This window comes from Prosthecodimorpha hirschii, assembly GCF_001305515.1.
In the GTDB taxonomy this organism is placed as follows: Bacteria; Pseudomonadota; Alphaproteobacteria; order Rhizobiales; family Ancalomicrobiaceae; genus Prosthecodimorpha; species Prosthecodimorpha hirschii.
Genome location: NZ_LJYW01000001.1, coordinates 2,086,157 through 2,096,839, shown reverse-complemented (window position 1 = coordinate 2,096,839; position 10,683 = coordinate 2,086,157). Strand labels below are relative to the sequence as shown.

Genomic DNA, 10,683 nt, shown 5'->3' with positions numbered 1-10,683 from the left:
GGAACCGGGAAGGGGCGAATCCCAGAATGGGGCGGCGCCCGTCAGGCGGCGGCCTTGCCGCCGGCTTCGGTGGCGAGCCAGGCGGCGCCGCAGGCCTTGGCGAGTTCGCGCACGCGCAGGATGTAGCTCTGCCGCTCGGTCACCGAGATGACGCCGCGGGCGTCGAGCAGGTTGAAGACGTGGCTCGCCTTGATGCACTGGTCGTAGGCCGGCAGCGCCATCAGGTGGCGCTCGCCCGCCCAGCCGGCCTCCAGATATTTCCGGCAGGCGGCCTCGGCCTTGCCGAACAGGTCGAACAGCATCTCGGCATCGGAATGCTCGAAATTGTGCCGCGAATATTCCTGCTCGGCCTGCAGGAAAACGTCGCCATAAGTGACCTTCTCGGCGCCGTCGCGGCCGTTGAAGTTGAGGTCGTAGACGTTGTCGACGCCCTGCACATACATGGCCAGCCGTTCCAGGCCGTAGGTCAGCTCTCCGGAGACCGGCGCGCATTCGAAGCCGGCGACCTGCTGGAAATAGGTGAACTGGCTGACTTCCATCCCGTCGCACCAGCATTCCCAGCCGAGCCCCCAGGCGCCCAGCGTCGGGCTCTCCCAGTCGTCCTCGACGAAGCGGATGTCGTGCAGCGCCGGGTCGATCCCGATCGCATAGAGGCTCTTCAGATAAAGCTCCTGCAGGTTCGGCGGGTTCGGCTTCAGGATCACCTGATACTGATAGTAGTGCTGCAGCCGGTTCGGGTTCTCGCCATAGCGCCCGTCCTTCGGCCGGCGCGACGGCTGCACATAGGCGGCGCGCCACGGATTCGGGCCGAGCGCGCGCAGCGTGGTCGCCGGATGGAAGGTGCCGGCGCCGACCTCCATGTCGTAGGGCTGCAGGATCACGCAGCCATAGTCCGCCCAGAAGCGCTGCAGCGTCAGGATGAGGCCCTGGAAGGAACGGTCCGGGCGCATATGGGCGGGCAGGCTGGGGTCGATCATGAGCTTTCGCCGGTTCGAAAATGTGCCGGGACCGTAACGGCGCGGGCAGGGCGGGTCAATCGTCGGGACCGGCCGCAGCGCGCCGGCCGGTCTGCCGGATTCGTGTTTCGGACCTTTGCTGGCGGTATTCCGATGCCACCATGTGTGCCGTACGGCACAGCCGAGCTCGGGGCCGGGCCGCATGATGCCGCCGGCGCAAAGGAAACCCGTCATGACCGCGATCACCTCGGCCCTGTCCTCCCTGACCACGCAGCTGACCTCCAGCCTGTCGACCAGTTCGGACGATCAGACGACCTCGACGGATGCCGAGGAGCAGGCGGCCGAGCAGCTGGTCGCGGCGGCTCCGGGATCGAGCCGGGCGCTCTACGACCTGTTCTCGAACCTGCCGGGTTCGACCACCGATACGGCGACCGATGCGACCGCCATCGCCGACCGCAATGCCTGGCTCGGCAATGTCACGGTGCGCACCGTCACTCTGGAACTCTATCAGGAAGACGAGTGATCTTGGGCGGGACGGCGGCCAAAGTCTCGGTCAGCCGCCGAGCGGCAGCGTGACGCCGCATTCGGCCTCGATGTCGGCCCGGAGCATCTCCAGCACCAGACGCGCCGGCCCGAAGGCGGCCGGATCGTAGCGGCGATCCTCGAAGGCCTCGACCGGTGTGACCAGCCGCACGCTGTTGGTCAGGAACAGGCCGTCCGCGCTTGCAAGATCGGCGATGCCGAGATCGGCCTCCTCGACGCCGAGGCCGAGCAGGGGGGCGAGCGCCAGGACGCGCGCACGCACGATGCCGGGCAGCACGGCGCCGGCGAGCCGCGGCGTCTTCAGCCGCCGCCCCTTCAGGACGAACAGATTGGCCATTGTCGAGGAGGCCACGCGCTCGGCCGTGTCGAGCAGGATGGCCTCGCCGAAGCCGCGCCGGGCGGCGCGCTCGGTCTCCAGGATTGCATCGAGATAGCCGAGCGTCTTGACCGCCCCGGTCGGCGAGCGGTCGTTGCGGCGCGCCTCGGCCAGCGCGGCGCGGACCGGGCGGAACGCCAGGTCCGGGTTCCAGGGCGCGAGCGTCGCCAGGAGCGTCGGCCGCGGGTCGGCCGGCGGCTTCAGCCCGCGCGGGCCGGGACCTCGGGTGAGGGTGGTGCGGATGACCGCCCCGGCGGCCGGAGCGAGCGGTGCCAGTGCGTCGAACGCCGCCTCGATCTCGCCGCGCCCGATCGGAATGCCGATCGCTTCCGCGCCGGCGGCGAGGCGCGCCAGATGGTCGTCGCGCCGCCAGACCCGGCCGCCGAACAGCGTGGCGGTGTCGAACAGCCCGTCGCCGAGCAGGAAGCCGCGGTCGGCGGGATCGATCGCGGCCCGCTCGACCAGGCGCCCGTCGAGGAAGATCGCGCTCACGCGACCGACCGGACGGGACGGCCGGCGCGCCAGTCGGCGGCGAGGCGCAGGAAATTGGCGCACATCACCAGACCGCCTTCGGTCAGCACGGATTCGGGGTGGAACTGCACGCCCCAGGTCGGGTGCTGGTGATGTTCGAGGCCCATGATCTCGCCGTCGTCCGAGCGCGCCGTGATCCGCAGCGGACTGGCCGCGGGCCGGTCGATCTCGACCACCAGGGAATGATAGCGGCCGACCTCGAGCGGGTTCGGCAGGCCCGCGAAAAGCCCGGTGCCGTCATGGGTGATCATCGAGGCGCGGCCATGCATCGGCGTCTTCGCGCGCGTCACCCGCTCGCCCCAGACCGCCCCCAGGCACTGATGGCCGAGGCAGACGCCGAGGATCGGGATCTGGCCCGAGAGCGCCGCGATCGCCGCGTTGGAGATGCCAGCTTCGGCCGGCGTGCAGGGGCCGGGCGAGACCACGATGGCGTCGGGGGCGAGCCGGCGGATGTCGTCGAGCCCGATCCGGTCGTTGCGCATCAGCCGCGTCTCGGCGCCGAGCACGCGGAAATAGCGCGCCACATTGGCGACGAAGCTGTCGTAATTGTCGATCACGAGGATCACGGGACCCCGATGCCTCCGCCGCCGGGTTCCGCCCCCGCATCGTCCGATCATGTCGGGCGCGGACCGCGAACCGTCAAGTCGCCTTGCGGTCGCGGGTCGGCCCCAGGCCGGGTCGGCCTCAGGCCGGGGCGTCCCGATCGGGCTTGAAGGCGGCGAAGATGCGCGCCGCCTTGACCAGCGTCTCCTCGTATTCGGCCGCCGGATCGCTCAGGAGCGTCACGCCGCCGCCGGCATGGAACACCGCCTCGCCGCCGCGAAAGGTCACGGTGCGGATGGCGATGTTGAGGTCCATGGCACCGTCGAAGCCGAGCCAGCCGATCGCGCCGCAATAGACGCCGCGCGCGTGCCGCTCCAGTTCGGTGATGATCTCCATGGCGCGGATCTTCGGCGCCCCGGTGATCGAGCCGCCCGGGAAGCTGGCCCGGATCAGGTCGACCGCACCGAGGCCCGGCTCCAGCCGTCCGGTCACGACCGAGACCAGATGATGCACCGAGGCATAGCTTTCGAGGCCGCACAGCACCGGCACCTCGACGCTCTCGGCCCGGCAGACGCGCGACAGGTCGTTGCGCAGCAGGTCGACGATCATCACGTTTTCGGCGCGATCCTTGGCCGAGGCCATCAGTTCGGTCGCGCGCGCGGCGTCCTCATGGGCGTCCGGCGAGCGCTTCGCCGTGCCCTTGATCGGCCGCGCCTCGACTTCGCCGTCGGCCAGCCGGACGAAGCGTTCGGGCGAGGAGGAGGCGACCGCGAAGCCGTCGCAATCGAGATAGGCCGCGAAGGTCGCCGGGTTGACGTGCCTGAGACGCAGATAGAAGGCGAGCGGGTCGAAGTCCGCGGGCAGGCGGGCGGCGAAGCGTTGCGCCAGATTGGCTTGGAAGATGTCGCCGGCGCGGATCCATTCGACCACGCGGGCGACCGCCGTCTCGTAGTCGGCGCGGGTGAAGTTCGACGTCCAGGCGAGCGTCGCCGCGCCGGGGCCTACTGGTGGCGCTCCCGGCCGGGCCAATCGGGCGGCGAAATCGGCGGCGCGCGCCTCGGCCCGGGCGGCGCGGGCCTCCGGGTCCTGCTCGGGCCAGCCGGTCGAGACGATCGCGGTGCGCCCGGTGACGTGGTCGAAGGAGACGACCACGTCGTAGAAGCCGAGCCGCATGTCGGGGATCGCCGACTCCGGCACGGCCGGTTCGGGCAGGCTTTCGAGCGCCCGGCCGAGTTCGTAGCCGAGATAGCCGGCCGCGCCGCCCTGGAACGGCCCCGGACCCGGCACCGTGCCCTGCGGATAGAGCGCGAGGCGGGCGCCGAGCGCCTCCAGGGGATCGCCTTCGAGCGCGACGCCGTTCCAGAAGGCGGTGCCGCCGACGACCGTGAAGACCCCGAACGGATCGGCCGCGACCGACGAGAAGCGTCCGAGCGCGGGGTCGCGCATGGCGCTTTCCAGGACGCAGAGGCCCGGAAGACCGGCGAGGCTGAGAGCCGCCGCGACCGGATCGGTCAGGCCGATATCGAGGATCCTCATGCCGCGCCGCCGCTCCTTCCATTCCGCCCGGCCGAAATCAGGCCGCATTCCTTTCACGCCGACCCCGGCCTGTCGATGGCCGACATGGTCGCGCTTGCGGCCGGACGGGAATGAACGCGCCGGTCAGGCGCGGTTCAAGCCGCGCGGGCGATCATCAATCCCATTGGAAGCAACGAAGTTCCGCCTGGATGGCATGATGCCCGCGCGCCGAACGGCAGCGGGCGAAACCGAAAGGACGTGACGATGATGAAGTCGCTTCTCTTGGCCGCAACCCTCGCGCTCGCCTCCGTCGCCGCCATCGGCGGCTCCGCGCCGGCATTCGCTGCCGACACCGGCGGCGGGCGTGGCGGCAACGGCGCCGGCGGCACGGGCGACCCCGGCGGCAACGGCGGATCGGGCGGATCGGACGGGATCCTGCGTCTCGGCGAGCCGGGCAACATCCCCGGCGGTCCGGGCGCCGCGCACCGGCATCCCCGCCCGCGGCCGCTGCCGCATCTGGCGGCCCGCCATGTCGGCGACGCCTGCCCGGACCGGTTCGTCTACGAACGCTTCGGCGCCACCTACATCTATCGGTGCCGCGACGTGATCGTCGACGACTGATCCGCGACGCCTTGTCGGACAGCAAGTTCTTGCGGCGGACCGGCCCCCGGCCCGCCGCAAGCGACATTCTGTCCGGTGGACAAACCCAACATGACCGCTGCGTTCAGTTCCAGTTCAGCCCGGGTGCGTTAACAATTCTGCAACAAGAGCGAAGCCGCTGTCGGGCCGGGGCGTAGTGAGTGGGACCGACGAGGGAGCCGATCATGACCCGCAGTCAGAAGTTAAGATTCATGGCGACTTCGGTCGCACGGTCCGCGATCCGCGTCGAGATCGACCCGATGGCGGACTTCGTCGATGCCTATGATCCGTCGCTGGTCGACGAGATCGACGCGCTCCTGCTGCAGGAACGCATGCTCGGCCGCCGTTTCGAACTGCTGGCCGGTTCCTTCTCGGCCACGGTCCATTGACCGGCCGCCGCCCATCGACCGGCCACGGTCGATTGACCGACTACGGTCCGTTGACCGACTACGGTCGATTGACCGACCAAGCACGATTCACCGACTGCCGCCGCGCGAGCGGCACCCGTTCATGGAACGGCAACACTGTCGGCCGGGCTCAGCCCTGGCGGTCGACCGGACGATAGACGCCGTCGGCACCGCGCACGAGCGTGCCGCTGCGGACCGGAGCGCGGGCTTCCGCCTCGCGCAGTTCGCCGAGCGAACGTCCGACCCGGCCCATTTCCCGCTTCAAAAGCTTGTACCCGGCAAGGGCGGCCGCACCGGCGGCGGCGATGATCAGGATATGCGGCATGGGCTTCCCCTCATGAAGGTGCCGGCAGGCTGGGCCTCGACTGCGGCGAATTCTGGATGGTCCGGGACGGTCACAATCCGTAGCGTGCCCACAAGGCCCGCGCTTCCAGGGTCGCCAGCGCCTCCGCGGCGAGGCCGGTCGGCAGGCTCACGCCGTCGCTGCCGCCGCGGCGGATGGTCAGGCCGCGCGGCTCCCCGATCAGCCGGATGCGGACGGTCTCGCCGTAGCGTTCCCTGAGCGTGCCGCGCAGATCGCCGAGCCGGTCGACGAGACCGAGTTCGAGCCCGCGCTTGCCGGTCCAGAACAGGCCCGTGAACAGATCCTCGTCATGCTTCAGCCGCGAGCCGCGCCGTTCGCGCACCATGTCGATGAAGGTCTCGTGGACTTCCCTTTGCAATTGGAGCAAATGGGCCACGTCCTCGGGGCGTTCCGGGCGGAACGGATCGAGGATCGCCTTGTTCTCGCCGGCGGTATGCACGCGGCGCTCGACGCCGAGCCGGTCGAGCAGGCCGACGAAACCGAAGCTCGCCGAGACCACCCCGATCGAGCCGACGATCGAGGACGGATCGGCGATGATCTCGTCGCCCGCGCAGGCGATCATGTAGCCGCCCGAGGCGCCGGCATCCTCGATGAAGACCAGAACCTTCTTGTCCTCTTCCTCGGCGAGCGCGCGGATGCGCTCGTAGATCAGCCGCGCCTGGACCGGCGAGCCGCCGGGCGAATTGACGACGATCGCCACGGCCGGCGCGCGCGCGACCGAGAAGGCGGCTTCCAGCCGGGTCGCCACGTTGCCGATCGACAGACTGGCGCCGAAACCGCCCGGCATGCCGATCGGCCCGGCCAGTCGCACGACCGGGATGGTGACGATGTCGCGGCGAAAACGGGCAGGAATCAGCGATTTCGCGAAATCGCGCACGGACTGCAGGACGTTCATCGGACCTCGCGGTAGCTCTTGCCACCGAAGATAGGGCCGCCCGCGTCCCTCCGCCACCCCGGGCCGGCGCCGACGATCGATTTCGGCCGGAGGGCGCCCGTCCGCGGCGCTCCCCCGGCGGCACGGCACTCCGGTTGGCGGTCAATGAGCCGTCGGGTCGCTGAAGGGCGCATCGGAAGCAGGCATTTTCAACTCTGTCATCCCCGGGCTTGTCCCGGGGATCCAGACTTTTCAATGACTTGGCCATTGCGCTGGGTCCCCGGGACAAGCCCGGGGATGACAGAATGGCGGGTTCGGGGTGTCTTGCAGAAGCCGTCGGTGGTTCGGATTCGCGAGACGGACGGGGACCATCCGTCTCGATCGAACCGCTACCCGCTTCGTCCCGCCGCCTCGTAGGCCTTGACGGCGGTGCCGGGGCGCTCCGGCTCGCCGCCGACGCGTTCCTGGATGGAGACCTGGGCGGCCGCCATCCGGTCCATCAGGCGCTGGAACGGGGTCGTCGTGCTGATCACCGGTCCGCTGGCGATCGATTGCGCCTGCTCGACGAGCCGGCTCGCGGTGCTGTCGCCGGCCTCGCTGGCCGGCGCGGTCTCGCGCACGGCGGCGGCGGGCGGAATATAGCCGAAGGACGATCCGAGCGCAGTGATCGACATGGTTGCAGGCCTTTCCCGGCGCCGAACCTTCGTCCGGCGCGCAAGCCCTCATCCCCGTGTTCGAGACTGACCGGAAACCTGCAAGAAACCATAACCGCAATCGACGGCATTTTACGCGTTTTGCGCGAAAGTGCGCTCAGGAGGGCACGCCGTCGTCGAGCGCCCGGCGCAGGGCCAGGAAGTCGCGCCAGGCGAGCCGCTTCTGCAGCGGCTGGCGCAGGAGATAGGCCGGGTGCAGGGTGGCCAGCGCCCGGATGCGGCGCCGGCCGGTGTCGTAGTCGAGCCAGCGCCCGCGCAGTCGCGTGATGCCCTCGGTGGTGCCGGCGAGGGCCGCGGCGGATGCGCCGCCGAGAAAGACCAGCACATCCGGGTCGGCCAGCTCGATCTGCCGCGCGATGAACGGCCGGCAGATCTCGGTCTCCTGCGGGGTCGGCGTGCGGTTGCCCGGCGGCCGCCAGGGCACGACGTTGGCGATGTAGACGCCGGTCCGGTCGAGCCCGATCGCCTTCATCATCCGGTCGAGCAACTGCCCGGAGCGGCCGACGAAGGGGAGGCCGGCCTCGTCCTCCTCCCGGCCCGGGGCCTCGCCGACGAACATCACCCGGCCGGCCGGATTGCCGTCGGCAAAGACCAGCGACTTGGCGGTGAGGCGCAGGTTGCAGCCCTCGAAGCGGGCGAGAATCGCACGCAGCTCCTCGAGGTTGCCGGCCGAGCGTGCCGCCTCGCGGGCGGCGGTGACGGCTTGGTCGCCCGGAACGCCGGCGCCGAGCGCGGGCCGCGCCACCGGCTGCGGCGGCGCCTCGAATCGCGGCCGTTCCGGCGGCATCGGCACGGGCGGGCGCCCACCCTGAGAGGACCCACCCATAGGGGACCCGCCCATTGGGGTCCCACCCATTGGGGACCCGCCAGCCGGCCCGGCGTAACGGTCGGCCGCCGGGGCGCCGGCGGAGGGCACGGCACTGGCCGGACGCGACGGGACGGCGGCCGGCGGCGGGGCGGCGGCGCGCTGGCGGCGGGCCTCCAGTTCGGCGCGGGTCTCGGCGAAACGGTCGCACGGCGCCTCGCCGAGGCCGACATCGACCCCGGCCGCGACATACCAGTCGATCAGCGCCGCCAAAGCGGCACGGTCGACCATTCCCTCTGCCCCCAGCCCTGCCGACACTTTGGACGTCCGCCCCTTCGATCCTGCCGTCCCGCCCGCGGCGCACCGCATGTTCCGATCACGCCGAAACCTGCCTGCCGAACCGATTTCCGGTCGATCGGACGAATTCCGTCCGGGCGGAACATGCGCTAAGACGACCAGGACACTAGCGCCAGTTCGGCCCGGACGGAATGTCCGGGCGGACAGAACCGGCGTCGGACCCATGATTGACGATCAGGCGTGTCGCGCGGGTCCCGGAGGATCCGGGCGGCCGATGGCGAGCGCGAAGGAGCGGAGCGAGATGGCGGCGATGGAACTTCCCGAGCGCGAGAGCATGGAATTCGACGTCGTCATCGTCGGCGCCGGCCCGGCGGGCCTGTCGGCGGCGATCCGGCTGAAGCAGCTGGCGGCGGCGCGCGGCGAGGACATCTCCGTCGTCGTGCTCGAGAAGGGCTCGGAGGTCGGCGCCCATATCCTGTCCGGCGCGGTGATCGACCCGATCGCGCTCGACCGGCTGCTGCCGGACTGGCGTTCGGAAAAGGACGTGCCGCTGAAGACGCCGGTGACGGAGGATCGCTTCCTGCTGCTCGGCCCGGCCGGCTCGCTGCGCCTCCCCAATTTCGCCATGCCGAAGCTGATGGACAATCACGGCAATTACGTCGTCAGCCTGGGCAATGTCTGCCGCTGGCTGGCCGCCAAGGCGGAGGCGCTGGGCGTCGAGATCTATCCGGGCTTTGCCGCCAGCGAGGTGCTTTACGACGAGGCCGGCGCCGTGATCGGCGTCGCCACCGGCGACATGGGCATCGGCCGCGACGGCCAGCCGAAGGACGGCTATGCGCGCGGCATGGCGCTGCTCGGCAAGTACACGCTGATCGCCGAGGGCGTGCGCGGCTCGCTCGCCAAGCAGCTGATCTCGAAATACGACCTGTCGGCGGGACGCGAGCCGGCCAAGTTCGGCATCGGCCTGAAGGAATTGTGGGTGGTCGACCCGGCCAAGCACAAGCCCGGCCTGGTGCAGCACTCGTTCGGCTGGCCGCTCGATCTCTCCACCGGCGGCGGGTCCTTCCTCTACCATCTCGAAGACAACCAGATCGTGGTCGGCTTCGTCGTCCACCTGAACTACAAGAATCCCTGGCTGTCGCCCTTCGAGGAGTTCCAGCGCTTCAAGACCCATCCGGCGATCCGCGACATCTTCGAAGGCGCCAAGCGCGTGTCCTATGGCGCGCGCGCGATCACCGAGGGCGGCTGGCAGTCGGTGCCGAAGCTGACCTTCCCGGGCGGCGCGCTGATCGGCTGCTCGGCCGGCTTCGTCAACGTGCCGCGCATCAAGGGCAGCCACAATGCCATGCTGTCCGGCATGCTCGCCGCCGAGAAGATCGCCGACGCGCTCGCCACGGGCCGCGCCCATGACGAGGTCCACGAGATCGAGGCCGAATGGCGCGGCGGCGATATCGGTCGCGACCTCTACAAGGTGCGCAACGTCAAGCCGCTCTGGTCGCGCCTCGGCACGGTCGCCGGCGTCGCGCTCGGCGGGCTCGACATGTGGACCAACGAACTGTTCGGCTTCTCGCTGTTCGGCACCATGAGCCACGGCAAGGCCGACCATGCCAGCCTGGCGCCGGCCGCGACCATGCCGAAGATCGCCTATCCCAAGCCGGACGGGAAGATCTCGTTCGACCGGCTGTCCTCGGTGTTCCTGTCGAACACCAACCACGAGGAGGATCAGCCGATCCACCTGAAGGTCAAGGACCTGTCGCTGCAGCGTACCGACGAACTCGGCACCTATGGCGGCCCGTCGAACCGCTATTGTCCGGCCGGCGTCTACGAGTGGGTCGAGAAGAACGGCGAGCCGACCTTCGTGATCAACGCGCAGAACTGCGTCCACTGCAAGACCTGCGACATCAAGGATCCGAACCAGAACATCACCTGGACCACGCCGGAAGGCAGCGGCGGCCCGAACTATCCGAACATGTGACGGATCCGCGCCGGACGGCGCGCGTGCAGCCTTGAACGTCGAACGGCCCCCGCCCTGAGCGCTTCAGGACGGGGGCCGTTCCGTTTCGATCGTCATCGGTCCTCGCGGCGATCCGGCGGGTCAGCCGGATCGGGCGGGCCGGATC

Annotated in this window: 12 protein-coding genes; 4 read left to right on the top strand and 8 right to left on the bottom strand. The window is 70.0% G+C overall.

All coding sequences use genetic code 11. The features are described 5' to 3' along the window. Window positions 1-41: 41 nt before the first annotated feature. Window positions 42-977, bottom strand: a complete 936-nt coding sequence (locus ABB55_RS09195; RefSeq protein ID WP_054358547.1) for a glycine--tRNA ligase subunit alpha — start codon at window positions 975-977, stop codon at window positions 42-44. A 211-nt stretch (window positions 978-1,188) separates the two neighbouring features. Between ABB55_RS09195 and ABB55_RS09190 the strand changes: the two genes are divergently transcribed. Then, window positions 1,189-1,479 carry a hypothetical protein gene (locus tag ABB55_RS09190; protein WP_054358546.1) on the top strand — a complete coding sequence of 97 codons (291 nt, stop codon included), beginning with the start codon at window positions 1,189-1,191 and terminating at the stop codon, window positions 1,477-1,479. Window positions 1,480-1,509: 30 nt separating this feature from the next. Here the strand turns inward: ABB55_RS09190 and ABB55_RS09185 are convergent, their stop codons facing one another. From ABB55_RS09185 to pabB, 3 genes are all read right to left on the bottom strand, one after another. Further along, the gene (locus ABB55_RS09185) at window positions 1,510-2,367 is read right to left on the bottom strand and encodes an aminotransferase class IV (protein WP_054358545.1); all 858 of its coding nucleotides are present in this window, start codon (window positions 2,365-2,367) and stop codon (window positions 1,510-1,512) included. Then, on the bottom strand, window positions 2,364-2,972 hold the full coding sequence (locus ABB55_RS09180) for an anthranilate synthase component II (RefSeq protein ID WP_054358544.1): 609 nt from the start codon (window positions 2,970-2,972) through the stop codon (window positions 2,364-2,366). Before ABB55_RS09180 ends, ABB55_RS09185 begins: the two co-directional genes overlap by 4 nt. 118 nt (window positions 2,973-3,090) lie before the next feature. Further along, a complete protein-coding gene (pabB, locus tag ABB55_RS09175; protein WP_054361933.1) occupies window positions 3,091-4,485 on the bottom strand; it encodes an aminodeoxychorismate synthase component I in 1,395 nt (464 codons plus the stop codon). Window positions 4,486-4,728: 243 nt separating this feature from the next. Between pabB and ABB55_RS09170 the strand changes: the two genes are divergently transcribed. Both ABB55_RS09170 and ABB55_RS29630 read left to right on the top strand, forming a co-directional pair. Next, a complete protein-coding gene (locus tag ABB55_RS09170) occupies window positions 4,729-5,085 on the top strand; it encodes a hypothetical protein (RefSeq protein ID WP_054358543.1) in 357 nt (118 codons plus the stop codon). 203 nt (window positions 5,086-5,288) lie between these two features. Next, window positions 5,289-5,492, top strand: a complete 204-nt coding sequence (locus ABB55_RS29630; protein ID WP_140943051.1) for a hypothetical protein — start codon at window positions 5,289-5,291, stop codon at window positions 5,490-5,492. 148 nt (window positions 5,493-5,640) lie between these two features. On the opposite strand, the gene ABB55_RS09165 is transcribed toward ABB55_RS29630, so the two are convergent. The 4 genes from ABB55_RS09165 to ABB55_RS09150 form a co-directional block, all read right to left on the bottom strand. After that, window positions 5,641-5,835 (bottom strand): hypothetical protein, encoded by a 195-nt coding sequence (locus ABB55_RS09165; protein ID WP_054358542.1) that lies wholly within the window; start codon window positions 5,833-5,835, stop codon window positions 5,641-5,643. A 70-nt stretch (window positions 5,836-5,905) separates the two neighbouring features. Next, entirely contained in the window at window positions 5,906-6,769 is an 864-nt protein-coding gene (locus ABB55_RS09160) for a S49 family peptidase (RefSeq protein ID WP_054358541.1), read from the bottom strand. 368 nt (window positions 6,770-7,137) lie between these two features. Continuing rightward, on the bottom strand, window positions 7,138-7,422 hold the full coding sequence (locus ABB55_RS09155; protein WP_054358540.1) for a hypothetical protein: 285 nt from the start codon (window positions 7,420-7,422) through the stop codon (window positions 7,138-7,140). A 136-nt stretch (window positions 7,423-7,558) separates the two neighbouring features. Beyond that, window positions 7,559-8,557, bottom strand: coding sequence for a uracil-DNA glycosylase (locus ABB55_RS09150; protein ID WP_054358539.1), 999 nt, complete (start codon window positions 8,555-8,557; stop codon window positions 7,559-7,561). Window positions 8,558-8,864: 307 nt separating this feature from the next. Here ABB55_RS09150 and ABB55_RS09145 point away from each other — a divergent pair, with 307 nt between their 5' ends. Further along, window positions 8,865-10,538 (top strand): electron transfer flavoprotein-ubiquinone oxidoreductase, encoded by a 1,674-nt coding sequence (locus ABB55_RS09145; RefSeq protein ID WP_054361932.1) that lies wholly within the window; start codon window positions 8,865-8,867, stop codon window positions 10,536-10,538. Window positions 10,539-10,683 lie beyond the last annotated feature (145 nt).